Source organism: Geodermatophilus amargosae (assembly GCF_041028265.1).
Lineage (GTDB): Bacteria > Actinomycetota > Actinomycetes > Mycobacteriales > Geodermatophilaceae > Geodermatophilus > Geodermatophilus amargosae_A.
Genome location: NZ_JABGCW010000004.1, coordinates 397766 through 422121, shown reverse-complemented (window position 1 = coordinate 422121; position 24356 = coordinate 397766). Strand labels below are relative to the sequence as shown.

The 24356-nt window shown below is 76.4% G+C and carries 24 protein-coding genes and 1 pseudogene; 6 read left to right on the top strand and 19 right to left on the bottom strand.

Annotated elements, in window-relative coordinates; genetic code table 11:
* Positions 1–3 precede the first annotated feature (3 nt).
* The 11 genes and pseudogenes from truB to rimP form a co-directional block, all read right to left on the bottom strand.
* Positions 4–924 (bottom strand): tRNA pseudouridine(55) synthase TruB, encoded by a 921-nt coding sequence (truB, locus tag HLV61_RS07595; protein ID WP_369253899.1) that lies wholly within the window; start codon positions 922–924, stop codon positions 4–6.
* Positions 921–2234 (bottom strand): MATE family efflux transporter, encoded by a 1314-nt coding sequence (locus tag HLV61_RS07590; RefSeq protein ID WP_369253897.1) that lies wholly within the window; start codon positions 2232–2234, stop codon positions 921–923. The genes truB and HLV61_RS07590 overlap by 4 nt, the downstream gene beginning before the upstream one ends.
* Positions 2235–2268: 34 nt before the next feature.
* Positions 2269–3276, bottom strand: coding sequence for a DHH family phosphoesterase (locus HLV61_RS07585; RefSeq protein WP_369253895.1), 1008 nt, complete (start codon positions 3274–3276; stop codon positions 2269–2271).
* Between the two features lie 4 nt (positions 3277–3280).
* Positions 3281–3526, bottom strand: coding sequence for a hypothetical protein (locus tag HLV61_RS07580; protein WP_369253893.1), 246 nt, complete (start codon positions 3524–3526; stop codon positions 3281–3283).
* Positions 3523–4008, bottom strand: coding sequence for a 30S ribosome-binding factor RbfA (rbfA, locus tag HLV61_RS07575; RefSeq protein WP_369253891.1), 486 nt, complete (start codon positions 4006–4008; stop codon positions 3523–3525). The genes HLV61_RS07580 and rbfA overlap by 4 nt, the downstream gene beginning before the upstream one ends.
* 83 nt (positions 4009–4091) lie before the next feature.
* Positions 4092–4385 carry a DUF503 domain-containing protein gene (locus tag HLV61_RS07570; RefSeq protein ID WP_093579957.1) on the bottom strand — a complete coding sequence of 98 codons (294 nt, stop codon included), beginning with the start codon at positions 4383–4385 and terminating at the stop codon, positions 4092–4094.
* A gap of 46 nt (positions 4386–4431) precedes the next feature.
* Entirely contained in the window at positions 4432–6264 is a 1833-nt protein-coding gene (gene infB, locus HLV61_RS07565) for a translation initiation factor IF-2 (protein WP_369253934.1), read from the bottom strand.
* A gap of 1134 nt (positions 6265–7398) precedes the next feature.
* A pseudogene (locus HLV61_RS07560) lies at positions 7399–7545 on the bottom strand (translation initiation factor IF-2 N-terminal domain-containing protein); the annotation flags it as partial.
* A gap of 94 nt (positions 7546–7639) precedes the next feature.
* Positions 7640–7987 (bottom strand): YlxR family protein, encoded by a 348-nt coding sequence (locus HLV61_RS07555; RefSeq protein ID WP_369253932.1) that lies wholly within the window; start codon positions 7985–7987, stop codon positions 7640–7642.
* A 41-nt stretch (positions 7988–8028) separates the two neighbouring features.
* Positions 8029–9162 (bottom strand): transcription termination factor NusA, encoded by a 1134-nt coding sequence (gene nusA, locus HLV61_RS07550; protein ID WP_369253888.1) that lies wholly within the window; start codon positions 9160–9162, stop codon positions 8029–8031.
* Positions 9159–9866 carry a ribosome maturation factor RimP gene (gene rimP, locus HLV61_RS07545; protein WP_369253886.1) on the bottom strand — a complete coding sequence of 236 codons (708 nt, stop codon included), beginning with the start codon at positions 9864–9866 and terminating at the stop codon, positions 9159–9161. Before rimP ends, nusA begins: the two co-directional genes overlap by 4 nt.
* 232 nt (positions 9867–10098) lie before the next feature.
* On the opposite strand from rimP, the gene HLV61_RS07540 reads away from it, so the two are divergent.
* Together HLV61_RS07540 and HLV61_RS07535 are read left to right on the top strand one after the other, a co-directional pair.
* Entirely contained in the window at positions 10099–10590 is a 492-nt protein-coding gene (locus HLV61_RS07540; RefSeq protein ID WP_369253884.1) for a hypothetical protein, read from the top strand.
* A gap of 34 nt (positions 10591–10624) precedes the next feature.
* Positions 10625–11083: a ferritin-like domain-containing protein gene (locus HLV61_RS07535; protein WP_369253882.1), complete on the top strand. Its 459-nt coding sequence runs from the start codon at positions 10625–10627 to the stop codon at positions 11081–11083.
* Positions 11084–11099: 16 nt separating this feature from the next.
* Here the strand turns inward: HLV61_RS07535 and HLV61_RS07530 are convergent, their stop codons facing one another.
* The 5 genes from HLV61_RS07530 to dxr all read right to left on the bottom strand — a co-directional run bounded on the left by HLV61_RS07530 (position 11100) and on the right by dxr (position 17776).
* Entirely contained in the window at positions 11100–12995 is a 1896-nt protein-coding gene (locus HLV61_RS07530) for a penicillin-binding transpeptidase domain-containing protein (RefSeq protein ID WP_369253880.1), read from the bottom strand.
* Between the two features lie 111 nt (positions 12996–13106).
* Positions 13107–13958: a GNAT family N-acetyltransferase gene (locus HLV61_RS07525; protein ID WP_369253877.1), complete on the bottom strand. Its 852-nt coding sequence runs from the start codon at positions 13956–13958 to the stop codon at positions 13107–13109.
* A 28-nt stretch (positions 13959–13986) separates the two neighbouring features.
* The gene (gene ispG / locus HLV61_RS07520; RefSeq protein WP_440284476.1) at positions 13987–15147 is read right to left on the bottom strand and encodes a flavodoxin-dependent (E)-4-hydroxy-3-methylbut-2-enyl-diphosphate synthase; all 1161 of its coding nucleotides are present in this window, start codon (positions 15145–15147) and stop codon (positions 13987–13989) included.
* 41 nt (positions 15148–15188) lie between these two features.
* The gene (locus HLV61_RS07515) at positions 15189–16550 is read right to left on the bottom strand and encodes a M50 family metallopeptidase (protein WP_369253928.1); all 1362 of its coding nucleotides are present in this window, start codon (positions 16548–16550) and stop codon (positions 15189–15191) included.
* A 23-nt stretch (positions 16551–16573) separates the two neighbouring features.
* Complete coding sequence (gene dxr / locus HLV61_RS07510) at positions 16574–17776, bottom strand: 1-deoxy-D-xylulose-5-phosphate reductoisomerase (protein WP_369253875.1); 1203 nt, start codon at positions 17774–17776, stop codon at positions 16574–16576.
* Between the two features lie 166 nt (positions 17777–17942).
* Here dxr and HLV61_RS07505 point away from each other — a divergent pair, with 166 nt between their 5' ends.
* The 3 genes from HLV61_RS07505 to HLV61_RS07495 are packed head-to-tail and all read left to right on the top strand — an operon-like array spanning position 17943 to position 20178.
* The gene (locus HLV61_RS07505; protein WP_369253873.1) at positions 17943–18833 is read left to right on the top strand and encodes a hypothetical protein; all 891 of its coding nucleotides are present in this window, start codon (positions 17943–17945) and stop codon (positions 18831–18833) included.
* A gap of 2 nt (positions 18834–18835) precedes the next feature.
* Positions 18836–19804, top strand: a complete 969-nt coding sequence (locus tag HLV61_RS07500; protein WP_369253871.1) for an LCP family protein — start codon at positions 18836–18838, stop codon at positions 19802–19804.
* A gap of 53 nt (positions 19805–19857) precedes the next feature.
* On the top strand, positions 19858–20178 hold the full coding sequence (locus HLV61_RS07495; protein ID WP_369253869.1) for a DUF2631 domain-containing protein: 321 nt from the start codon (positions 19858–19860) through the stop codon (positions 20176–20178).
* A 61-nt stretch (positions 20179–20239) separates the two neighbouring features.
* Here HLV61_RS07495 and HLV61_RS07490 read toward each other — a convergent pair whose 3' ends face one another.
* The 3 genes from HLV61_RS07490 to HLV61_RS07480 all read right to left on the bottom strand — a co-directional run bounded on the left by HLV61_RS07490 (position 20240) and on the right by HLV61_RS07480 (position 23570).
* Positions 20240–20956 carry a VIT1/CCC1 transporter family protein gene (locus HLV61_RS07490; protein WP_369253867.1) on the bottom strand — a complete coding sequence of 239 codons (717 nt, stop codon included), beginning with the start codon at positions 20954–20956 and terminating at the stop codon, positions 20240–20242.
* Positions 20953–22158 (bottom strand): 23S rRNA (adenine(2503)-C(2))-methyltransferase RlmN, encoded by a 1206-nt coding sequence (gene rlmN / locus HLV61_RS07485; RefSeq protein ID WP_369253865.1) that lies wholly within the window; start codon positions 22156–22158, stop codon positions 20953–20955. Before rlmN ends, HLV61_RS07490 begins: the two co-directional genes overlap by 4 nt.
* Positions 22159–22220: 62 nt before the next feature.
* Entirely contained in the window at positions 22221–23570 is a 1350-nt protein-coding gene (locus tag HLV61_RS07480; RefSeq protein WP_369253863.1) for a hypothetical protein, read from the bottom strand.
* A 126-nt stretch (positions 23571–23696) separates the two neighbouring features.
* Here HLV61_RS07480 and HLV61_RS07475 point away from each other — a divergent pair, with 126 nt between their 5' ends.
* A complete protein-coding gene (locus HLV61_RS07475) occupies positions 23697–24341 on the top strand; it encodes a TrmH family RNA methyltransferase (RefSeq protein WP_369253861.1) in 645 nt (214 codons plus the stop codon).
* The last annotated feature ends 15 nt before the right edge of the window (positions 24342–24356 follow it).

Here is a 24356-nt window from a genome sequence, read left to right as displayed (position 1 = left end):
CGGTCAGCCCGGCGGGAACCCGACGGTGACACGGGCGGTGGCGCCGCTGTCCTCGAGGAGCGCGACCAGCCGGCCCGCGGGGTCGACGGCGGCGGTGGGTCCCGGCCGCCCGGTCGCCGGGACGCGCTGGCCGTACCCGACGGCCCGCGCCTCGTCCTCGGACAGCCGGCGCTCGGGGTAGATCGCCGTGGCCGCCTCGGTCAGGCCGAGCACGCCCGCTCCCCCGCCGCCGGCGAGCGCGGCCGCGGCCTCCTCCACCGGGGCGGCCTGCGCGGTGGTGAACGGGCCCGAGGCGGTGCGGCGCAGCGCGGTCAGGTGCCCGCCGACGCCGAGGGCCGCGCCGGCGTCCCGGGCGATGGCGCGCACGTAGGTGCCCGCGGTGCAGGCGACCGTGACCTCGACGTCGACCAGGTCGGGCGTGGGCCGGGTGAGCCGGTGCACGTCGATGCGGTGCACGGTGACCGCGCGCGGCTCCAGCACGACCTCCTCACCGGCCCGCACCCGGTCGTAGGACCGGCGGCCGTCCACCTTCACCGCGCTCACCGAGGAGGGCACCTGCAGCAGCGGGCCGGTCTGGGCGGCCAGCGCGGCGCGGACGGCGTCGTCGTCGAGGCCGCCGGCCGAGGTGGTGGTGAGCACCTCGCCCTCGCGGTCGTCGGTGACCGTCGTCTGCCCGAGCCGGACCGTGGCGTCGTAGACCTTGTCCGAGCCGCCGAGGTGCCCCAGCAGCCGGGTCGCCGTCCCGACGCCGAGCACGAGCAGGCCGGTGGCCATCGGGTCGAGGGTGCCGGCGTGCCCGACCCGGCGGACCGACAGCACCCGCCGGGCCCGGGCGACGACGTCGTGCGAGGTCATCCCGCCGGGCTTGTCGACCAGCAGGATCCCCGGGGTCACGGCGGCGTCGGCGGCGCGGCGGCGGCTCATGTGCCCACCGTCGCAGGCGCGGTGAGCCACCTGTCCCCCGCCACCCGGAGCAGGACGGCGACCAGCCGCAGCGCGATGAACGCCGTCAGCCCGGTCCAGACGCCGGCGAGGCCCCAGCCCAGCGGGCCGGACAGCAGCGACAGCGGGAGGAACCCGACCAGCGCGGCACCGACGGTGACGGTGCGCAGGTAGCCGACGTCGCCGGCGCCCATGAGCACGCCGTCGAGGGCGAAGACGACGCCGGCCAGCGGCTGGAACCCGGCGAGGAACCACCAGACCACCTCCGCCTGCGCGCGCACCGCGGGGTCGTCGGTGAACAGCGGGACCAGCACGCCGCGGCCGGCCACCAGGAGCACGGCGACCAGCACGCCGGTGCCCAGGCCCCACAGGGTGACCCGGCGGGCGGTGGCGCGGGCCTCGCCGGAGCGGCCGGCGCCGAGGGCGTGCCCGACCAGGGTCTGCGCGGCGATGGCGTAGGCGTCGAGGACGAGGGCCAGGAAGAGGAACAGCTGCAGCGCGATCTGGTGCGCCCCGAGCTGGGCCTGGCCGGCGCGCGCGGCGACCCCCGCGGCCACGAGGAAGGCCAGCTGCAGGACGGTGGCGCGCAGCAGCAGGTCGCGGCCGAGGACCAGTTGGGCCCGGACGGCGGCCGGCCGGAGGCGCCAGTCGGCGCCCTCGCGCAGCAGCGCCCGCACGAACAGGGCCGCCGTCAGCGACTGGCCGGCGAGGTTGGCCACGGCGGAGCCGGGCAGCCCCAGCCCGGCCGGGTGCACCAGCAGCGGGCACAGCACGAGGCTCAGCAGGCTGCCGGCGAGCACGAAGCGCACCGGCCGGCGCAGGTCCTGGACGCCGCGCAGCCAGCCGTTGCCGGCCAGCGAGACCAGCAGCAGCGGCGCGCCGCAGCCGGCGATCCGCAGCCAGTGCTCCCCCGCCGCGGCGATCTCGCCGGGGCCGCCGGCCAGCGCGCGGGTCAGCGGGCCGGCCAGGACCTGGAACAGCGCGACGACGACGGCGCCCAGCAGCAGCGCGAGCCAGGTGGCCTGGACGCCCTCGGCGACCGCGCCGGCGCGGTCCCCCGCGCCGGCCCGGCGGGCGGCGCGCGCCGTGGTGCCGTAGGCGAGGAAGTTGAGCAGTGCGGCGGCCCAGGCCAGCAGCCCACCGCCGACGGCCAGGCCGCCGAGCGGGACCGTGCCCAGGTTGCCCACCACGGCGGTGTCGACGAGCAGGTACAGCGGCTCGGCCGCCAGCACCACGAGCGCGGGGACGGCCAGCGCGAGGACCGACGGGGTGCGGCTGTCCCCCGCGATCATGGCGCCGGGACCGCCTCAGGAGGGGAGGTGGTGGTCACCGCGCCATGATCGCGGTGAGCTGGGCGCGGATCGCCGCCACGGTGGCCTCGCGGTCCCCGTACGAGGTGAAGCCGGCCGCGGCCCGGTGCCCGCCGCCGCCCAGGGCCATGGCGACCCGGGCGACGTCGGTGGCGCCGCGGGAGCGCAGCGAGACCGACCACGAGCCGTCGTCCTGGCCCTTGAGCACGCAGGCGACGTCGGCCTCGGCGGTGGCGCGGACGACGTCGACGAGGGCCTCGAGCTGCTCGCCGGGCAGGCCGTGCTCCCCGGCCTCGGCGGTGCTCGACCAGGTCCACACCAGGCCGGCGCCGACGCCGGGCTCGAGGACGGCGCGGCCGGCGACCGCCGACAGCAGCCGCAGCCAGCCGAACGGCGCGGTGTCGAACAGCCGCTGGCTGACGGCGGCGTGGTCGATGCCGGTGGACAGCAGGCGCGCGGCCAGCGCGTGCGTGTCGGGCCGGGTGCTGCTGAACCGGAAGGAGCCGGTGTCGGCGGTCAGGCCCGCGTAGAGCAGCGTGGCCAGGTCGGCGTCGAGGCCGACCCCGAGCTCGTCGAGCAGGCCCGCGACCAGCACCACGGTCGCCGGCGCGGCCGGGTCGACCAGCCGGACGTCGCCGAAGCCGGGGTTGCTGGCGTGGTGGTCGACGACGACGGACGTGCCGGCGTCGTCCAGCAGCGCGGCCAGTTCCCCCAGCCGCGCCGGCGAGGCCGCGTCGAGGCTGACGAAGACGTCCGGGGACGCGGGCACGGCGGTGGACGGCACCAGCCCCTCGGCGCCGGGCAGCCAGCCGAGCGACTCGGGCAGCACCGGGCGGCCGGGGAACGTGGCGGTCACCCGGGCGCCGCGGCGGCGCAGTCCCTCGGCGAGGGCCAGCGTGCTGCCGAGGGCGTCGGCGTCGGGCTGCACGTGCCCGCTGAGGACCACGGTGGCCCCCGCGTCGGCGGCCGCGGCCAGCACGGCGGCCGGGGTGCGCGGAGGCACCCCGGCGGTCGGCGCGGTCACCGGGTCAGGCGTCGGGGCCGGGATCGGCCACCGGGGACGCGTTGCGGTCCTCGGTGACCCGCCCTCCGCCGGGCGGCAGCGGCGGGCCGCCGTCGTCGGGCTCGTCCTCGACGATGGAGGGCACCTCGCCGATCTGGCCCTTCCGGCCGCCCTCGGTCGGGTCGCCGGCGTTCGGCTCGGCACGCCCGCCCAGCTCCGAGCGGCCCTGCCCCTCGTCAGGCAGGTGCGGATCCGGGTCGTTCTCACTCACGAGGCGCTCCTGGTCTGGGTCGGGGCGTCGTCGGGCTCCTCGGCGTCGGACTCCTCGTCGTCCGCCTCCGGGTGCCGGTAGGGGTCGGCGTCGCCGGCGTACGTGGCGTTCTCCCGCAGGCGGGCGAGCTCGGCGTCGGCGGAGCGCACGCGCTCGAGGGCCTCGTCGAGCTCCCGCGCGGTGTCCGGGACGGCGTCGGCGACGAAGGTCAGCGTCGGCACGAACTTGATGCCGGTCTGCCGGCCGACGGTCGAGCGGAGCACGCCGGTGGCGCTGGCCAGCGCCTTGGCGGAGTCCGCGGTCGCGGTCGCGTCGCCGTAGACGGTGTAGAACACGGTGGCCTCGCGCAGGTCGCTGGTCACGCGGGCGTCGGTCACGGTGACCATGCCCAGCCGCGGGTCCTTGACCTGCGACTCGATCGCGGCGGACACGATCTGGCGGATGCGGACCGCGAGCTTGCGGGCGCGGGCGGGGTCGGCCACGGCAGACCTCCGGGGAGTCGGGGCGTCCGGGGACGCCGGGTGGACGGTCGGACGGGCGGCGGCCCACCCGGGGTCGGGGGTCCTCAGTCTTCGTCGGAGAACAGCTGCCGGTGCGTCGACAGCAGCGTCACCTCCGGCCGCTCGGCCAGCAACCGCTCGCAGGCGTCGAGGACGTCGGTCACCTGACCGGCGTCGCCCGCGACCGTGGCCACCCCGACCTGCACGCGGCGGTGCAGGTCGAGGTCGCCCACCTCGGCGGCGGCCACGGCGAAGCGGCGCCGCAGCTCGGCCACGATCGGCCGCACCACGGCGCGCTTGCCCTTGAGCGAGTGGACGTCGCCCAGCAGCAGGTCGGCGGTCAGCGACCCGGTGAACACCGGATGCTCCCTTCCTCCCTGCTGCTGGACGACGTCCTGGGGCGACCTAGGCGCGCGGCTTCTCGCGCATCTCGAACGTCTCGATGACGTCCTCGGTCTTGATGTCGTTGAACGACCCGAGCCCGATACCGCACTCGTAGCCGTCGCGGACCTCGGTCACGTCGTCCTTGAAGCGGCGCAGCGACTCGACGGTGAGGTTGTCGGCGACGACGACCCCGTCCCGGACCAGCCGGGCCTTCGAGTTCCGGGTGATGACCCCGCTGCGGACGATGGAGCCCGCGACGTTGCCGATGCGCGGCACCCGGAAGACCTCGCGGACCTCAGCCGAGCCGAGCGCGACCTCCTCGTACTCGGGCTTGAGCATGCCCTTGAGGGCCGCCTCGATCTCCTCGATCGCCTGGTAGATGACCGAGTAGTACCGGACGTCGACACCCTCGCGGTTGGCGAGCTCGGTGGCCTGACCCTCGGCCCGGACGTTGAAGCCCAGGACGATGACGTCGTCGGCCAGCGCCAGGTCGATGTCGCTCTTGGTGATGCCGCCGACGCCGCGGTGGATGACCCGCAGCGAGATGTCGTCGCTCACCTCGATCTTCATCAGGGCCTCCTCGAGCGCCTCCACGGTGCCCGAGTTGTCACCCTTGATGATCAGGTTGAGCTGGCGGTTCTCCTTGAGCGCGGCGTCGAGGTCCTCGAGGCTGATCCGCTTGCGCATGGAGGCGTTCTGCGCGTTGCGGATGCGGGCCTGACGACGGTCGGCGATCTGCCGGGCGACGCGGTCCTCCTCGACGACGAGGAACGTGTCACCGGCTCGCGGCACGGAGGTGAGCCCGACGACCTGCACGGGGCGGGCCGGCAGGGCCTCCTTGAGCTTGTTGCCGTGCTCGTCGAGCAGCGACCGGACGCGCCCGTAGGCGTCGCCGGCGACGATCGAGTCGCCCTGGCGCAGCGTGCCGCGCTGGACGAGGACGGTCGCGACGGGGCCGCGGCCCTTGTCCAGCTTGCCCTCGATGACCACGCCCTGCGGGTCCTGCTCGGCGTTGGCGCGCAGGTCCAGCGAGGCGTCGGCGGTCAGCAGGATCGCCGTGAGCAGCTCGTCGAGACCCTGGCGGGTGGTCGCGGAGACGTCGACGAACATCGTGTCGCCGCCGTACTCCTCGGCCACGAGCCCGTACTCGGTGAGCTGCTGACGGATCTTGGCGGGGTTGGCCCCCTCCTTGTCGATCTTGTTGACCGCGACCACGATCGGCACCTCGGCGGCCTGGGCGTGGTTGAGCGCCTCGACCGTCTGCGGCATGACGCCGTCGTCGGCCGCCACGACCAGGACGACGATGTCGGTGACCTTCGCGCCTCGGGCACGCATCGCGGTGAACGACTCGTGACCCGGGGTGTCGATGAAGGTGATCGGACGCTCGTAGTCCTCCAGCTCGGTGACGATCTGGTAGGCGCCGATGTGCTGCGTGATGCCACCGGCCTCGCGGGCCACCACGTTGCTGTTGCGGATGGCGTCCAGCAGCTTCGTCTTGCCGTGGTCGACGTGACCCATGACGGTGACGACCGGCGGGCGGGCGACCCAGTCCTCCTCGTCACCCTCGTCGCCGAAGGTGAGGTCGAAGGTCTCGAGGAGCTCGCGGTCCTCGTCCTCGGGGCTGACGACCTGGATGTCCCACTCGATCTCCGCGCCGAGCAGCTGCAACGTCTCGTCGTTGACCGACTGCGTCGCGGTGACCATCTCGCCCAGGTGGAACAGGGCGGTGACCAGCGCGGACGGCTGGGCGCCGATCTTCTCGGCGAGGTCGGTCAGCGAGGCACCGCGGGGCAGCCGGACGGTCTGCCCGTGGCCACGCGGCAGGGCGACGCCGCCCATGCTGGGCGCCGCCATGGAGTCGAACTCCTGACGCCGCTGCTTCTTGCTCTTGCGCCCGCGGACCGGACCACGGCCGCCGGGACGCCCGAAGGCACCCGCGGTACCCGCACCCGAGCCGCCGCGACCGCGACCGCGGCCACCGCCGCCACCACGGAAGCCGCCACCGGCGGGGGCGCCACCGCCACCGCCACCGGGGCCACCGCCACCGGGACGGAAGCCGCCGCCGCCACCGCCGCCGCCGGGACCACCCGGACGGCCACGGCCACCGGGGCCACCGGGCCCGCCACCGGGACGGCCGGCACCGGCCGGACGCGGCGGCATCATGCCGGGCGAGGGGCGCTGCGGCATCATGCCCGGGTTCGGCCGGGGGCCGCCCGGACCGGCCGCGGGACGCGGACCACCCGGACGGGGACCGCCGGCGCCGGGCGCCGGACGGGGACCACCGGCGCCGGGACCCGGACGGGGACCACCCGCTGCGGGACCGGGACGCGGGCCACCGGCCGCGGGACCGGGACGCGGACCCGCGGCGGCCGGACCCGGACGCGGGGCACTGCTGAAGGGGTTGTTGCCCGGCCGCGGAGCCGGACGGGGACCCGGACGCGGGCCGGCGCCGGGAGCACCGGGAGCGCCGCCACCGGGACGGGCCGCGCCGGGCGCCGCCGGACGCGGGGCACCGGGACGTGCGGCACCCGGGATCGGGCCACCCGCCTGACGCGGAGCCCCGGGCGAGGCCGGACGCGGACCCTGGGGCGCCGCCGGCTGCTGGGCCGGCTGCTGGGTCGGGGCGCTGGCCGCCGGGGCCTGCGGGGCGGCCGGCTGCTGCGCGGCCGGCTGCTGGACGGCGGGCTGCTGGACGACCGGCTGCTGGACGACCGGCTGCTGGACGACCGGCTGCTGGACGACCGGCTGCTGGACCGGGCGCGGACCGGGCATCGGAGCACCCGGACGCGGGGCGCCGGGGCGCGGACCGGGCGTCACGCCGGCCGACGGCGCGGGCGCCGACGGAGCGGACGGCGCCTGCGGAGCGCGCGCGGCGGGAGCCGGTGCGGGCGCCGGAGCGGCCGGACGGGGCGCGGACGGGACGGGACGGGCCGCGGGGGCGCCGCCACCGTTGCCACCGCCGTTGCCGCCGGTGGACGCGCCGAGGGCCTCCCGGAGCCGCCGGGCCACGGGGGCCTCGACGGTCGAGGAGGCGGACTTCACGAACTCGCCCTGCTCCTTGAGCTTGGCGAGCACGGTCTTGCTGTCGACCCCGAACTCCTTGGCGAGTTCGTGGACGCGGGCTTTGCCTGGCACGGATCTCCTCTGGTGAGGCCGGCGGCTCGCCCGCGCGACCTCGTCGTCAGTGGTACATGGTCTGGCTTGTCATCGTGGGGACTTCACGGCTTGCTCATCCGACGACGTCCTGCTCTCGACGTGCGGACCGGCCGGTCGCCGGTCCGTCTGTGGGAAGTGCGGTCTGTCGTTCGTTCGCGGTCGCCCGCTCCGGGGTCCGGCCCGGCGCGTCGGCGCCGAGGACGTGGACCCGGAGCGGACCGGCCTCCACGGCGGCGCCGCCCGGGAGGCGCAGCGCCCGGGGGAAGGCCCGGCGTCGCTCCGCTGCGTGCAGGCACTCCGGTGTGGGGTGCAGGGACGCGCCCCGGCCGGGGAGCCTCCGCCGGGGGTCCGGCACGAGGGTCCCGGACCGGAGGACGACACGCAGCAGGTCGGTGACCGGAGCGCGGTTCCGGCAGCCCACACAGGTGCGCACCGGGATCGACGTTTCGGCCACCCCGTACTCTAGCGCGCCGCGGGACCTCGTTGTTCCGGGCGCCGGGGACCGGAACGCAGGGCACCTCCGCCGGGGGACGTCCGCCCACCCGGCGCACCGGCGCGGACCGGCGGCGGGCCCGACCGCAGCGGCGGCCGGCCGACGCCCGGCGAGGGCGTCGCGTCGTCGGGCTGGGCGTCGCTGCGGATGTCGATCCGGCAGCCGGTGAGCCGGGCGGCGAGGCGGGCGTTCTGCCCCTCCTTGCCGATGGCCAGCGACAGCTGGAAGTCCGGGACGACGACCCGCACCGCCTTGGCCTTGGGGTCGACCAGCGTCGCGCTGTTCACCCGGGCGGGGCTGAGCGCGGAGGCGACGAAGGTCGCGGGGTCGTCGGACCAGTCGACGATGTCGATCTTCTCGCCGTGCAGCTCGCTCATCACGTTGCGCACGCGCTGGCCCATCGGCCCGATGCACGCGCCCTTGGCGTTGAGCCCGGGCACCGACGTGCGGACGGCGATCTTCGAGCGGTGCCCGGCCTCGCGGGCGACCGCGACGATCTCGACGCTGCCGTCGGCGATCTCGGGGACCTCGAGGGCGAACAGCTTGCGGACCAGGTTCGGGTGGGTGCGCGAGACGGTCACCTGCGGGCCGCGGTGCGTGCGGGCGACCGAGACGACGTAGGCGCGCAGCCGGCTGCCGTGCGGATAGCGCTCGCCGGGCACCTGCTCGGCGGCGGGCAGGACGGCCTCGACCTTGCCGATGTCGACCAGCACCGAGCCCTGGGCGTTGCGGCGGGCGTCGGCCTGGACGACACCGCTGACGATGTCGCCCTCCTTGCCCGCGTACTCGCCGAAGGTCTGCTCGTGCTCGGCGTCGCGCAGCCGCTGCACGATGACCTGCTTGGCGGTGCTGGCCGCGATCCGGCCGAAGTCGCCGGGGGTGTCGTCCCACTCGCGCACGACCTCGCCGTCGGCGCCGAGCTCCTGGGCCAGCACCGCGACCTCGCCGCTCCTGCGGTCGACGTGCACCCGCACGTGCTTGGCCGCGCCGTCGGCGTGGCGGTAGGCGGTCACCAGCGCCGTCTCGATGGCCTCGATGACCGTGTCGGCGGGGATGCCCTTCTCCCGCTCGACCGCCTTGAGGGCGGTCACGTCGATGTTCACTGTCCTCCTCCGTCGTCGTCGCCCTCGTCGTCGTCGCCCTCGTCGTCGTCGCCCTCGTCGTCGTCGCCCTCGTCGTCCGCTGCGTCGTCCGAGCCGTCGGCGAGCAGGTCGTCGTCCAGCGGGTCGTCGGCGGACTCGTCGTGCGCCTGCTCGTCCTTGCCCGGGCGGCCGAACTCGACCTGCACCCGGCCGGCCCCGAGCCGGTCCCAGGGCACCTGGCGGGGCGTCGGCGGGCGCTTGCGCGCGCCCGGCTTGCCCTTCGTCTCGACCGCGAGGGTCACACCCGCGTCGTCGACGGCGGTGATCCGCCCGGTCACCTGCTCGGCCGCACCGCTCGGGCCGACGGTCACGGTCACCAGGCGGCCGGTGTTGCGCCGCCAGTGCCGGGGCTCGGTGAGGGGCCGGTCGACGCCGGGGCTGGTCACCTCGAGCACGTAGGGGGCGCGGCCGAGGTCGCCGTCCTTCTCGTCGAGCACGGCCGACACCGCCCGGCTGACCTCGGCGACGTCGTCGAGGGACACGCCCCGATCGCGGTCGACGACCACGCGGACGACGCTGCGCCGGCCGGCGGGGGTGACCACCAGCTCCTCGAGGTCGTAGCCGGCAGCGCCGACCACGGGCTCGATCCACCCGGCCAGCCGCGTGGCGGCCGGGTCGTCCTGCCGTGACCTGGCGGCCGGGTCCTGCCGTGACCTGGCGGACACGGGCTCCCTCCTCTGCAACCGGTCGGAGCTCGTGCTCGGCGGACCGCACCGTCCGGGGCCGCGCCCGGGAGCGCGGGACGGCGCGGCACCGGCCGCGGCGTACCCGGGGAATGGTCAGGCTACCGCTCCCCCGCGTGCCCGGCCCCGGGCGCCGGGACGGGAGCACCCGGGCTCACCGACGCGCCCCGGCCGCTGCCCGGCGGACCGGGCGGCTCCTGGGAGACTGGCGGCGATGTCCGCCTCCCCCGCCTCCCCCGGGTTCCCGCGCCGCCGCCTGCTCACCGGGACCGCCGGGCTGGCGCTGCTGCTGGCCGGCTGCACGTCGGGCGGGTCCGGGGCGGCGGCGGAGCAGGCCGCGGAGCAGACTGCGGCGCAGGGGGACCGCCTCACGGCGCAGGTCCCCGTGCAGGAGGCGGTGGTGGCCGCCTACGACGCGGCGGTCGCCGCCGACCCGGCGCTCGGGGGCGCGGTCCCCGACCTCCCCGGTCAGGCCCGCGAGCAACTGGACCGGCTGCGGGCGGCGGCACCGGGGGCGACCGCCTCGTCGCCGTCCGCCCCGCCCGGGCCGCCGGCCGGGACGGACGTGCGGGCCTGGCTGCGCGACCAGGTGTCCGCGGCGGCCGCCGCGCACGCGGCCGCCTGCGTCGAGGCCTCGGGCGCGGGGTCGGCACTGCTGGGATCGCTGGCGGCGGGGCTGCGCGGTCACGCCGCCGCCCTCGCATGAGGCCGGCTTGACACCGGCACGAGGGAGGCACGACGTGGCTGACGACGGGACGACCGCGGGCACGGAGGACGCCGCCCTGGCCGGCGTCCTGGCCGCCGAGCACGCCGCGGTGTGGGGCTACGGCGTGGTCGGCGCGGCCCTGCCCGTCGAGGGCCGGGCGCCGGCCGCCGCCGGCGAGCAGGCCCACCGCGACTCCCGCGACCGGCTCGCGGAGCTCCTCGACGAGCGGGACGCCGACCCGGTGCCGGCCGAGGGCGGCTACCAGCTGCCCTTCCCGGTGCTGTCGGCGGTCGACGCCGCGGCGCTGGCGGTCGTCCTCGAGGACGGGACCTCGGCGGCCTGGGTGGCACTGCTCGACGCCGCCGGGGACGTCCCGGTGCGGCAGCTCGCCGTCGACTCCCTCGGTGCCGCCGAGGAGCGCGCGGTGGCCTGGCGGGCCGCGGCCGGCCGCACTCCCGTCACCACGGCCCTGCCCGGACTCGCCGGCTCCTGAGCCGGCGAGGGGCCGGTCAGCCGAGCGCGCCGAGGAAGGTGTCGGTCACGGCGACCGCGACGCTGCTGGACCCGCCACCCTCGACGAGCACCGCGACGGCGATGTCGCCCTGCGGGCCGGCGAGCTGGTAGCCCGTGAACCAGCCGTGCGCGTCCGGCGGGGTGTTGCTGCCGAACTCGGCGGTGCCCGTCTTGCCGTAGACCTCCCCGCGGTCGGCCAGCGCCTCGGCGGTCCCGGTGAGCACCACCTGCCGCATCAGCGGCCGCAGCTGGTCGAGCACCGCCTGGTCCGGACCCGCCGGCGCCGGCCCGGCCGGGTCCCCGCCGACGACCTCGACCGGGGCGGCGGGGGTGCCGCTGGCGACGCCCGCGGCCACGAGCGCCATCTGGGCCGGGCTCATGAGCACCTGGCCCTGGCCGATCGTGTTGGCCGCCTTCGTGGTGCCGGTGGAGTCGGCCGGGACGCTGCCGCTGAAGACCTCGACCGGGAGCTGCCAGTCGCTGCCCACGCCGTAGGAGGCGGCCGCTGCGGCGAGGGCGTCGTCGGGCAGCTGCAGGCCGGCCTGGATGAAGGTGGTGTTGCAGGACCGGGCGAAGGCCTCGGTGAAGGGCACCGTGCCGAGGTCGAACTGGTCCTGGTTCTCGAACTCGCGGCCCTCGACGACCGTCGTCCCCGGGCAGGCGACCGGGGTGTCCGGGGTGAGCCGGCCGGTGGAGAGCAGCGCCGTCGCGGTGATCGTCTTCATGCTCGAGCCCGGCGGGTACTGGCCGCTGAGGGCGTTGCCGGGCGCCGCGGCCCCGTTGGAGGAGACGGCCAGGATCTCGCCCGTGCCGGGCCGGACGACGACGAGGTGGGTGGGCAGCGGCTGGGTGGCGACGGCGCCGTCGGCGGCGTCCTGCAGCGCGCGCACCAGCGGCGTCTGGATCGGCTGCCCGGCGACCGGGTCGACGGCGGCGACCTCGCGGCCGGCGTCGCCGGTGGACTCGTCGGCGCTGACCACCGAGACGGTGAAGCCGGGCGTGCCGGTGAGCTGCTCCTGGAACGCGCGCTGCAGACCCGACAGGCCCAGCTGGTCGCCGCCGGCGTAGGCGGCCACCCCGTCGGTGGTCGTCTCCCCGATCACCTCGGCGGTGGCCGGGCCGACCCGGCCGAGCAGCGCGGAGGCGAACCCGGTCGAGGGCGGGAGCAGGCGCGTCTCGGTGGGGAAGACGGCGCCGGGCAGGTCGAACACCTGCGCGCGGATGGCCTCGAAGGCCGGGCGGCGCAGCGCGATGACCGGGACGAACTGGCCGGGCGGCGCGGCCTGCACGTCGGCGGTGATCTCCTCGGCCGCGACGCCGGTGGCCGCCGACAGCGCGGAGGCGAGCGCGGGCAGGTCGGTGACCTGGCCGGTGTCGACGCCGACGTTGACGACCTCGGTGGGGCCGAACAGCGGGGTGCCGGCGGCGTCGGTGATCGCGGCGCGCTCGGGGAGGGTGCGGGCCAGGAGCAGGTGCTGGCCCTCCCCCAGCTCGGGGTGCACGACGGTGGGCGCGGCGACCACCTGCCAGGCGTCCTCCCCCTCGCGCAACTGCAGGGTGGCGTCGTAGGTCCAGTCCGGAGCGGCGGCGAGGTCCCAGGTGGCGGTCCACGCGGCGGTGGCGGTGCCGTCCTCGACGGTGACGTCGCCGAGTTCCGCGCGCAGCGTGGCACCGGGCAGGTCGGTGGCGGTCTGCTCGAGCAGCCCGCTCGCCGCGTCGGGGTCGGTGGTGGCGGAGGCCGCGGCGCCGGGATCCCCGGCCGACCAGTCGTCGAGGAAGGCCTGCGCGGCGGCCCGGACGTCGTCCTCGGAGTTGCCGGAACAGGCCGTCAGGGCGGGCGCGGAGAGGAGGGTCAGGACCGTGCCGAGGACCGCCGTGCGTCGTGCTGCCACGTCGGCACACCCTGTCAGATCCCGACCACCATCCACCGGCGACGTGCTGGAACGGCCTCCCTGCAGGGACCCGTCCCGAGCGTGCGAGGGGCGGGGGGCAGGGAGGTCCTCCTAGAAGAGGACGCTCGCGTAGCGGCCGACCTCGCGGAAGCCCACCCGGGCGTACACCGCGCGGGCCGGGGCGTTGTAGTCGTTGACGTAGAGGCTGACCACCGGGGCGATGCTGGTCCGCGCGTACTCGACGACGGCGGCCATCCCGGCGGCGCCGATCCCGCGGCCACGCCACTCCGGAGCGGTCCACACGCCCTGCACCTGGCAGGCGGCACGCGACACCGCCCCGATCTCGGCCTTGAACAGCACCCGGCCGTCCTCGATCCAGGCCAGCGACTGCCCGGCGCGGACCAGGTCCTCCACGCGCGCCCGGTAGCCGACGCCGCCGTCGACCCGCAGCGGGCTGACGCCGACCTCCTCGGTGAACATCGCCACCGCGGCAGGCAGCAGCACGTCGACCTCGCGCGGCCGCACGGGACGCACGCGCGGCTCGGGGGCGACCGCGGGTGGCCCCTCGATGGCCATCAGCGGCTGGCGGGGGCGGTGGTCGCGGGCCGGCCCCCAGGAGGGCTCGAGCAGCTCCCACAGCGGGTCGACCGCCGCGGCCGGCCCGACGATCGTCGAGCAGCGCCGGCCGGCCCGGCGGGCGCGCTCGGCGAAGGCGACCGCCGCCGCCCGCTCCGCGCCGGGGACGGCGAACGGGATCAGGTTCGCCCCGGCCAGGCAGACCGCGTCGAGGCTGCGGCCGCTGCCGATGCCCCACAGCGGTGCGCCCAGGGTGGCCGGTGCGGTGCCGGCCGCCTCGATGCGCCCGGCGAGCACGCAGGCGGCGACGGGGTCGGCGCCCAGCAGCCGGCGCACGGCCGGCTCGTCGGCCTCGTCGAGGACACGGGCGGTCGGCGAGCGGAGCACGGTCGGACCCGGGTGCGAGGGTGCGGCGTCAGCCGACGGTGACGACGGGCGGGCCGGAGGGGACGTCGGCGGGGGTGTGCTCGGCGGCGATCCGCATCGCCTCCTCGATCAGCGTCTCGACGATCTGCGACTCGGGCACCGTCTTGACGACCTCGCCCTTCACGAAGATCTGGCCCTTGCCGTTGCCCGAGGCCACGCCCAGGTCGGCCTCGCGGGCCTCGCCGGGGCCGTTGACGACGCAGCCCATGACGGCGACCCGCAGCGGCACCTCGAGCCCGTCGAGACCGGCGGTCACCTCGTCGGCGAGCTTGTAGACGTCGACCTGCGCGCGCCCGCACGAGGGGCAGCTGACGATCTCCAGGCCGCGCTGGCGCAGGTTCAGCGACTCGAGGATCTGGGTGCCGACCTTGACCTCCTCGACCGGCGGGGCCGAGAGGGAGACGCGGATCGTGTCGCCGATGCCCTGGCTCAGCAGCGCGCCGAAGGCGACGGCGGACTTGATCGTGCCCTGGAACGCGGGACCGGCCTCGGTGACGCCCAGGTGCAGCGGGTAGTCGCACTGCGCGGCCAGCAGCTCGTAGGCCCGCACCATGACCACCGGGTCGTTGTGCTTGACCGAGATCTTGATGTCGCGGAAGTCGTGCTCCTCGAACAGCGAGCACTCCCACAGCGCCGACTCGACCAGCGCCTCGGGCGTCGCCTTGCCGTACTTGGCCAGCAGCCGCTTGTCCAGCGACCCGGCGTTGACGCCGATGCGGATCGGGATGCCGGCGCTCCCGGCCGCCCGGGCGATCTCGCCGACCTTGTCGTCGAACTTCTTGATGTTGCCGGGGTTCACCCGCACCGCCGCGCAGCCGGCGTCGATCGCGGCGAACACGTACCGCGGCTGGAAGTGGATGTCGGCGATGACCGGGATCTGCGACTTCTTCGCGATGATCGGCAGCGCCTCGGCGTCGTCGGTGTCGGGGACGGCGACCCGCACGATCTGGCAGCCCGAGGCGGTGAGCTCGGCGATCTGCTGGAGCGTGGCGTTGATGTCGGCGGTCTTGGTGGTCGTCATCGACTGCACGCTGACCGGGGAGTCGCTGCCGACGCCCACGCCGCCCACGTCCAGCTGCCGCGTCTTCCGGCGGGGGGCCAGGACGGGCGGGGGCGCGGCGGGCATGCCGAGAGCGACGGGGATGGCCATGCCAGCGAGTATCCCCGCATGCACGGGGTCGGCGCCGTCGACTACTGGAGTGTGATCGGGTTGACGACGTCGGCGATGAGCAGCAGCCCCGACAGCGCGATGAACAGGCCCGCGACGAGGTAGGCGACCGGCATGAGCCGCGCGATGTCGAAGGGGCCGGGGTCGGGGCGCCCGCGCCAGCGGGCGACCACCGAGCGCAGCTTCTCGTAGACCGCCCCGGCCACGTGCCCGCCGTCGAGCGGGTAGATCGGCACCAGGTTGAACAGGAACAGCACCAGGTTGACGCTGGCCAGGAGGCTGAGGAAGAAGCTCAGCTTCTCGGCGCCGCTGAACTCCTGGATGGCGAACACCTCGCCGGAGATGCGGCCCACGCCGACCACGCCGATCGGGCCGTTGACGTCGCGCTCCTCGCCGAGGAACGCCGCCCGGAACAGCTGCGGCACCCGCTCCGGGATCTCCAGCAGTCGCTGGACCGACTGGGACACGACCATCCCGAAGTAGCCGGGCAGGTCGCCCGCTGACTGGCGGGCGAACCCGAACACCGGGCTCACACCGAGGTAGCCGGCGGTCATCGTGCCCTCGCCGTCGTCGGTGGCGACGACGTTCTCGATCGGGGTGACGGTGAGCTCGCGCCGTGCCCCGTCGCGCTCCACGGTCAGCGACAGGGGCTGCCCGGCCGAGCCGCGGATGGCCTGCTGCACCGTCGCCCAGCTGTCGTAGGCGGTGGGGTCGACCTGCTGCCCGCCGATCGCCACGATCGTGTCGCCCGGCCGCAGGCCCGCCTCCGCGGCGGGGCTGGCCACCGGCTCGGCGCACCCGGCGGTGCCCGCCTCGCACAGCCGGCCGGCGTCGGCGCCGTCGGCGACGATCGGGATGCGGCAGACGTCGCGGTCCTGCTCGTCGGCCAGGGCGATGCTCTCCGCACCGGCCGGGACGACGCACGCCGGCACGGTGTCGAGCTGGGTGGTGACGACGTTGGTGCCGATCGCGGTCAGCACGATGCCGAAGAAGACGACGGCGAGCACCAGGTTGTGGAACGGCCCGGCGAACATCACGATCACGCGCTGCCACCAGGGCTTGGCGTAGAACACCCGGCCGGCGTCGCTGGGCCGGACGTCGTCGAGGGCCTGGCCGCGGACCTCGGCGATGAACGTCCGCATGCGGGTGGCGCGCTTGCTCTCGCCCTCCTCGGCCGGCGGGATCATGCCGACGATGCGGATGTAGCCGCCCAGCGGGATGGCCTTGAGGCCGTACTCGGTCTCGCCCCGTCGGCGGGAGAACACCGTGGGGCCGAAGCCGACCATGAACTGCGGGACCCGCATGCCGAACTTCCGCGCCCAGAAGAAGTGGCCGAACTCGTGGAAGCCGATGCTGAACAGCAGGCCGACCGCGAACGCGGCGATCCCGAGGACGGTCAGCAGGATGCTCAGTTCGGGCCTCCGGCGAGGGTGGCGCGGGCGTGCTGCCGGGCCCAGCGCTCGGCGGCCAGCACGTCGTCCACGCAGGTGGGGGCGCCGAGGTCCGGCGCGTCGTCGAGGGTACGCGCGACCAGGCCCACGACGTCCGGGAAACGCAGGCGCCCCGCCACGAACGCCGCGACGGCCTCCTCGTTGGCCGCGTTGTAGACCGCCGGGACGACGCCGCCGGCCTCTCCGGCCGCGCGCGCGAGCCGCACCGCCGGGAACGCCTCGTCGTCGAGCGGCGCGAACTCCCAGCTGCTCGCCGTCGACCAGTCGAGGGCCGGCTGCACGTGCGCCAGCCGGTCGGGCCAGGCCAGCGCCAGCGCGATCGGCAGCCGCATGTCCGGCGGGCTGGCCTGGGCGATCGTCGCGCCGTCGGCGAAGGTGACCATCGAGTGCACGATCGACTGCGGGTGCACGACGACGTCGATGTCGGCGTAGGGGACGCCGAAGAGCAGGTGCGCCTCGATCAGCTCCAGGCCCTTGTTGACCAGGGTGGCGGAGTTGATCGTCACCACCGGCCCCATGTCCCAGGTCGGGTGCGCGAGCGCCTGCTCGACGGTGACGTCGGCGAGGTCGCCGGAGGCGCGCCCGCGGAACGGGCCGCCGCTGGCGGTGAGCACCAGCCGGGCCACCTCGCTCCGGTGCCCGCCGCGCAGGCACTGCGCCAGCGCCGAGTGCTCGGAGTCCACGGGGACGAGCTGGCCGGGGGCGGCCGCGGCGGTGACCAGGTCCCCGCCGGCGACGAGGGACTCCTTGTTGGCCAGGGCGACGACGTTGCCCGCCCCCAGCGCGGCGAGCGTCGGGCCCAGCCCGATCGAGCCGGTGATCCCGTTGAGGACGACGTCGGTGCGGCGGGCGGCCAGCTCCTCGGCGGCACGCGGCCCGGCGAGGATCTCCGGCAGCGCGTACTCGCCCTTGGCCCAGCCGCGCTGCGAGGCGGCGGCGTAGAAGGCCAGCTGCAGGTCCTGGGCCGCGGTCGCGCGGGCGACCGCGACGGTGCGGACGCCGAGGGTCAGCGCCTGATCGGCCAGCCGGGCGACGTCGCCCCCTCCGGCGGCCAGCGCGGTGATCCGCAGCCGGCCGGGGTTCTGCTCGGCGACCGCGAGCGCCTGCCGGCCGATGGAGCCGGTGGAGCCCAGCACGGTGACCTCGCGCGGCTCGCTCATGGGGGCGATCCTCCCCGACCGCCGCAACGGCCGTGCCATCCGGCCCCGGGCACCTCATCTGCCACTCCTGCCCCGAAGTGATCTTCCGGCTACAGCGGAACACGGGAGTGCCGATGAGCATCCTGACGGCCCGGGCAACGGGCCACACACGCCCCCGGAGGGCCCCATGTCCCGCCTGTCCCCGCTCCGCCTCTGCACGACCACCGGCCTCGCCCTCGGCACGGCCGCCGTGGGCATCGCCCTCGCGCCGACCGCCCTCGCCGCCCCGGCAGCCACCCTCAGTGCGACCACCGTCGCCCCGGGCGGGGAGTTCACCGTCTCGGGCACCGGCTGCCTCCCGATCGAGGGCAAGGACGTCGTCGCCGTCATCCTCCCGGCGGTCGACCCGCAGTGGGCGGACACCACCGAGCCCGCCGCGGACGGGTCCTGGAGCTTCACGATGGAGGCCCCGACGGAGCTGGGGGCCTACGAGTTCGCGCTGCTCTGCGACCAGTACGACGACGGGTTCGAGTACGCGAACGTCACGGTCACGGTGACCGCGGACGGCAAGCCGGTCCGCTCGGCCGGCCCGTCGACGCCGGCCGCGGCCCCCACCACGGTCGCGCCCACCGGCGTCATCCGCGGCACCTCCGCCAACACCCCCGGCGTGGCCAGCCCCGACACCGGCGCGGCGACCGGCGACCGCGCGGCCCCCGGCCAGAAGGTCGTCAAGGTGCTCACCGGCTTCCGCCCGGGTGAGGTCGTCACGGTGACCCTGCACTCGGCACCGCAGCGGGTGGCCTCCGGCACCGCCGACGCGTCGGGCACCGTGCGGATCGAGTTCACCGTCCCCGCGGGCACCCCGACCGGGGACCACACGCTGGTCTACGAGGGCAACCGGGGCACCTACTTCCAGGAGGCGTTCGCGGTGACCGCGTCCGGCGACTCCGCCGCGAGCCTGGCCTACACCGGCGCCAGCGTCGCGCTGCCGCTGGGCCTCGGCGCCGGCGCCCTCGCGCTGGGCGGTGGCCTGGTGTTCTTCGGCCGCCGCCGCGCCGCGGAGGCCACGCAGGCCTGAGCGTGACCGCACCGCACCATCCCGACGCCGGCCAGGTCCGTCCTGGCCGGCGTCGGCCGCGTTCCGGCCGGGGACGCGCCGCCCTCGTCGCCGTCCTGCTGGGACTGCTGGCGCTGCTGGCCGACGCCGCCGTCCTCTCCGACCGGGTCGGGCAGGTCGACGTCGCCCTGGCCGCCGACGACTCCGACGGCCGCACCTGGGTCCTGGTCGGCCTCGACTCCCGCGCCGCCCTGCCCGCCGGAGCCGATCCCGCCGACTTCGGGACCGCCGACGCGGTGCCCGGCAGCCGGGCCGACGTCGTGCTGGTGGTGCACCAGACCGACGCCGGCGCCACGGTCCTGTCGGTCCCCCGCGACCTGCTGGTCGACGACGGCTCCGGCCCCGGCCGGCTGGCGCTGAGCTGGCTCGACGGTCCGCGGGCGACCGTGGGCGCGCTGTGCCGCCTGGGGATCCCCGCCGACCACCTGGTCACCGTCGACCTCGCCGGGTTCGCCGCGGTGGTCGACGCCGCCGGCGGGCTCGACGTCGACGTCCCGGAGCCCGTCCGCGACCGGCCGGCCGGCCTGCTGGTCGAGCGGGCCGGGCGGCAGCACGTCGACGGGGCCACCGCGCTCGCCCTCGTCCGCTCCCGCCACCCCGAGCACCTCGTCGACGACGCCTGGGTGCCGGCGCCGGTCGACCCGGACGGCCGGGCGACCGCGGCCGGCACGGTCCTGTCCGCGATGGTCGCGCAGCTGCAGCGGTCCCTCGTGTCGCCGTGGCGGCTGCAGTCGGTGGCCTGGGCGGCCTCGGGCGCCCTGGCCACCGACCCCGGCACGTCGGTCGCCGACCTGGCGGGGCTGGCCCGCACCGACGTGGGAGCCGTGGCCGTCCTCCCGGCGGCCGATCCGGTGGCCGGCACGCTGCCGCGGCTGCCCACCGCGCAGACCGCCGCGGCAGTGGCCGCGGCCGGCCTGTCCTGCGACGGGTGACGCGCCGCGACCTCGGCGGGTGGGCGACGGCCGGGGCTGGCAGGATGACCCCCGTGAGCGAGCACCACGGCCCAGGGGTCCGTCAGGACAACGCGCTGACCACGCGGGTGAACCAGCCCGGCCGCGAGGAGGGTGTCGTCCGCGCCGGGGAGCACCCGATCGAGGAGGAGCGCCCCGAGGACTGGGGGTGGCACCACCGCATGCGGAAGGCCCCGCAGATCGCCGGCTGGCTGTCCGCGCTGGCCCTGCTGTCCTACACGTGGGGCAACCACGAGGCCCGCTTCGAGGACCTGTGGCTCGTCGCCCTCGCCGTGGGGCTCGCCGTCCTCCTGCTGTGGGACCTGCGCCGCAAGCGCACCGCCTGGCGCCCGTAGGGGACCCCGGTACGACCTCCGACGCCCGATCCGGCTCCCGCCGGGTCGGGCGTCGCTCGTCCTACGAGGTCGTGACGCCGATCGCCGCGCCGATGAGGTAGGTGGCCCCGGCCGCGACCGCACCGAAGAGCAGCTGACGCAGGCCCGCGGACCACCACGGCCGCGGCGTGAAGCGCGAGGACAGCGCACCGGCCACCACCAGGCCCAGCCCGCCGCACAGCAGCGCCACCCACAGCAGGGAGAACCCGAATAGGTAGGGCAACAGCGGGATCACCGCCCCGGTGGCGAAGGTGAGCAGCGAGGAGACCGCCGCCGTCCGAGGGGAGGGCTTGTCGGCGGGGTTGAGCCCCAGCTCGGCGACCACGTGGAGCCGCAGCGCGGTGTCGGGGTCACGGTGCAGCTGGACGGCCACCTGCTGGGCGAGCTCGCGGTCGACCCCGCGGACACGCAGCATCTCCACCAGCTCGGCGAGCTCCCCCGTCGGGTTGCGCTCCAGCTCGCGGCGTTCCTTCTCGACCTCGAGGTCGAGCTGCTCGTTCTGCGTCGCGACCGAGGTGTACTCGCCCAGCGCCATCGAGATGGCGCCGGCGACCAGGCTGGCCGTCCCGGCGAGCACGATGGTGCGCGACGACGCCCCGCCGCCGCCGACACCGGACACCAGCGCCGTGTTGGTCACCAGGCCGTCCATCGCGCCGAAGACGGCGGCGCGCAGCCACCCGCCTGAGACGTCGGCGTGGCTGTGCTCGTGCGCCTCGGCGGCCGGCGCCTCCGAGGTCACGCGTCCGCCTCCGCCCCCAGGGGCACCGTGGTCTCCAGCGCGGGGGTCTCCAGCGCGGGGGTCTCCAGCGCGGGGGTGGGCGTGGCGACCGTGGGGACGCCGTCGGCGAGGTCGGCCGCGGCGAGCTGGCCGCAGGCGCCGTCGATGTCCTGGCCGCGGGTGTCGCGGACCGTGGTCGGCACCCCGTGCGCGCGCAGCCGGGCCACGAACTCCCGCTGCGCCGGCAGGGGGCTGGCGTCCCAGGGGCTGCCGGGCGTCGGGTTGAGCGGGATGAGGTTGACGTGCGCCAGCCGCTTCGCCAGCAGCCGGCCGAGCCGGTCGGCGCGCTCGGGCTGGTCGTTGACGTCGCGGATCAGCGCGTACTCCACCGAGTACCGGCGGCCGCTGCGGGCGGCGTAGGCGTCGGCGGCGTCGACGACCTCGGCGACCTTGTGCCGGGTGTTGATCGGCACGAGGGTGTCGCGCAGCTCGTCGTCGGGGGCGTGCAGGCTCACCGCGAGGGTGACGTGCAGGTCCTCCTCGGTCAGCCGCCGGATGGCCGGCACCAGGCCCACCGTGGAGACGGTGACCGACCGCTGCGACAGGCCGAGGCCCCAGGGCGCGGGGGTCAGCAGCGCGTCGAGGGTCCGGCGGACGCGCGCGTAGTTGGCCAGCGGCTCACCCATGCCCATGAAGACCACGTTGGACAGCCGGCCGGGGCCGCCGGGGATCTCGCCGGAGGCCATGGCCGCCGCGGCGGCGACCGCCTGCCCGATGATCTCCGCCGCCGAGAGGTTGCGGGTCAGACCCTGCTGCCCGGTGGCGCAGAACGGGCAGGCCATGCCGCAGCCGGCCTGGCTGGAGATGCACACGGTGGCGCGGTCCGGGTAGCGCATGAGCACGCTCTCGACCAGCGCGCCGTCGTGCAGCCGCCACAGCGTCTTGCGGGTGCGGCCGCCGTCGGCCGACTGGTGCCGGACCGGCGTGAGCAGTCCCGGGAGCAGCGCCTCGGTCAGCGCCTCGCGCACCGCGGCCGGCACGTCGGTCATCTGCGCCGGGTCGGTGGTGCCGCGGAAGTAGTGCCGGGCGAGCTGGTCGGCGCGGAAGGCCGGCTGCCCGAGCCCGGTGACGGCGGCGCGCGCGTCCTCGCGGCTCAGGTCGGCCAGGTGGCGCGGCGGCTTGCCCCGGCGGGGGGCGTCGAGGACGAGCGGCAGGGCAGTCATGGCGTGTCCATGCTCCCACCCGTGCGCGCCGCGTGGGCCGCGCTGCGGGTGAGGTGCCTCGCTCAGGGCCTGCGGCCCGCGGCCCCCGTCGTCTCCGGCGCCGCCGTCGGCGGCGTGGGCGGCATGGGCGGCGGCCCAGCGGTCTCCTCGCCGTCGTCCGTGCCCGTCCCGTCGGTGGGTCCGGCCGGCGGCGTCGTCGGCGTCGGCGTCGGCGGCGTCGGCGGTGTGGGCGCCGGCGGTGTGGGCGCCGGGGCCGTCGTCGGCGCGGGAGCTGTCGTCGGCGTGGGAGCTGTCGTCGGCGTGGGTGCCGGGGTGGGCGTCGGCGTGGGCGTCCCGGACGGCGGAGTGACCACGACCGGCTCCACCGCGGTCCCGCCGGTGACCGGAGCACCGACCGGCTGCGCGACGGGCGGGGCAGCCGGCGGAGCGGCCGGCACCGGGGGGACGACGACCTCCGGGACCGGCTGCGGGACCGACGCCGGCGGGGTCGCCGGCGAGGACAGGACGCGGACGGGCACCGGCGCGGGAGCGTCGACGACCTCCGGCTCGGGTTCGACCGGCAGCGGCACGGGCGTGGTCGGTGCGGCCGGGATGACGAGGGCGCCCGGCGGCCGGATCGGCGGCGGGGTGCGGGAGGGCGGGGAGACCGCGGTGGGCGAGGACTGCGCGGCCGCGGTCGGGACCGTGCCGGACGACGAGCCCGCCACCAGGGCCGCGCCCGCGACGGCGCCTGCGGCCATCAGCGTCAGCACGGCCGTGACGCCCAGCCGGCGCCGCGGCCGCACCCGGGCGACCACGTGCGGGCGCACGGTCTGGACGGCGGCCGGGCCGGCGGCCACGAGGACGGTCTCCGAGACGTCGGCCTCGGGAGCCGGGTCCTCCGCGGCGACGTGCTCCGGCATCAGGGGCGCCGGCGTCAGGGGCGCCGGGGCGACGGGGTCCGGGGCGATGGGCTCCGCGGCGATGGGCTCCGCCGCCGGGGGCTCCGGGACGACGGGCTCCGCTGCGTCGTCCTCCAGGGCGGGCTCCACCGGCGCGAGGACGTCCTCACGGGCGCCGTCCTCGACAGCGTCGTCCTCGACAGCGCCGTCCTCGACAGCGCCGTCCTCGACAGCGCCGTCCTCGGCGCCGTCGTCCTCGAGCACGTCCTCCGCAGCGTCGACCTCGGGGGCGTCGTCCCCAGGAGCATCGTCGTCGGCAGCATCGGCCTCGGGAGCGCCGGCCTCGGGCGCCACCTCCCGGACGTCGGGCCCGGCGGCCGGTTCGTGCTCGGGCTCGTTCACCCAGCCGGGCAACCAGTCCTGCCACACCTGGTCCGCCGGCCCCGCGTCCTCCGCCGCGGCCACCGGGTCGACCGGGCTCACGTCTCCTCCGAGGTCGCCGCGCACCTCGTCGTCCTGCTGCGCCGCCATCCCACCTCGCCGTCACTCAATGTCATCTGACGCTCACTTCACGGAGTGGTCATCGTGCCGGACGGATCCGGCCGGACGCCGGAGGCGCGGCCGGACGGGACCGGGCGGCCCGCTACCGTCGGCCGGATGGCCGAGGCGGAACGCGACCCCAGCCCGCCCGACGAGGTCGGCGTCGGGCCGTGGGAGGGCCAGTGGCCGCAGGACCCGCGCTACGACCCCGAGCTGCTGGCCGCCGGCGACCGGCGCAACGTCGTCGACCGGTACCGCTACTGGACCGTCGAGGCGATCGTGGCCGACCTCGACCCACGCCGGCACGCCTTCCACGTCGCCATCGAGAACTGGCGGCACGACCTCAACATCGGGACCGTCGTGCGCACGGCCAACGCCTTCCTCGCCGCCGAGGTGCACGTCGTCGGCCGCAGGCGGTGGAACCGCCGGGGCGCGATGGTGACCGACCGGTACCTGTCGGTGCGGCACCACCCCGACGCGGCCGCGCTCGGCGCCTGGGCGCGTGCGCAGGGGCTGCCGGTGCTCGCCGTGGACAACCTGCCCGGCGCCCGGGCCCTGGAGACCGCTCCCCTGCCGCGGGCCTGCGTGTTCCTGTTCGGCCAGGAGGGCAGCGGGCTGTCGGCGGAGGCGCGGGCGGTGGCCGACGACGTCCTGTCGATCGCGCAGTTCGGCTCCACCCGCTCCATCAACGCCGGCGTCGCGGCGGGCATCGCCATGCACGCCTGGATCCGGCAGCACGCCGACCTGAGCGCCTCGGGCTGACAGCCGGAGGCCGGT

Excerpts from the sequence above, each read along its gene's own strand:
- truB (WP_369253899.1), bottom strand. The coding sequence starts at position 924 with ATGAGCCGCCGCCGCGCCGCCGACGCCGCCGTGACCCCGGGGATCCTG.
- HLV61_RS07590 (WP_369253897.1), bottom strand. The coding sequence starts at position 2,234 with ATGATCGCGGGGGACAGCCGCACCCCGTCGGTCCTCGCGCTGGCCGTC.
- infB (WP_369253934.1), bottom strand. The coding sequence starts at position 6,264 with ATGGCGGCGCCCAGCATGGGCGGCGTCGCCCTGCCGCGTGGCCACGGG.
- HLV61_RS07540 (WP_369253884.1), top strand. The coding sequence starts at position 10,099 with ATGTCCGCCTCCCCCGCCTCCCCCGGGTTCCCGCGCCGCCGCCTGCTC.
- ispG (WP_440284476.1), bottom strand. The coding sequence starts at position 15,147 with ATGGCCATCCCCGTCGCTCTCGGCATGCCCGCCGCGCCCCCGCCCGTC.
- dxr (WP_369253875.1), bottom strand. The coding sequence starts at position 17,776 with ATGAGCGAGCCGCGCGAGGTCACCGTGCTGGGCTCCACCGGCTCCATC.
- HLV61_RS07505 (WP_369253873.1), top strand. The coding sequence starts at position 17,943 with ATGTCCCGCCTGTCCCCGCTCCGCCTCTGCACGACCACCGGCCTCGCC.
- rlmN (WP_369253865.1), bottom strand. The coding sequence starts at position 22,158 with ATGACTGCCCTGCCGCTCGTCCTCGACGCCCCCCGCCGGGGCAAGCCG.
- HLV61_RS07480 (WP_369253863.1), bottom strand. The coding sequence starts at position 23,570 with ATGGCGGCGCAGCAGGACGACGAGGTGCGCGGCGACCTCGGAGGAGAC.
- HLV61_RS07475 (WP_369253861.1), top strand. The coding sequence starts at position 23,697 with ATGGCCGAGGCGGAACGCGACCCCAGCCCGCCCGACGAGGTCGGCGTC.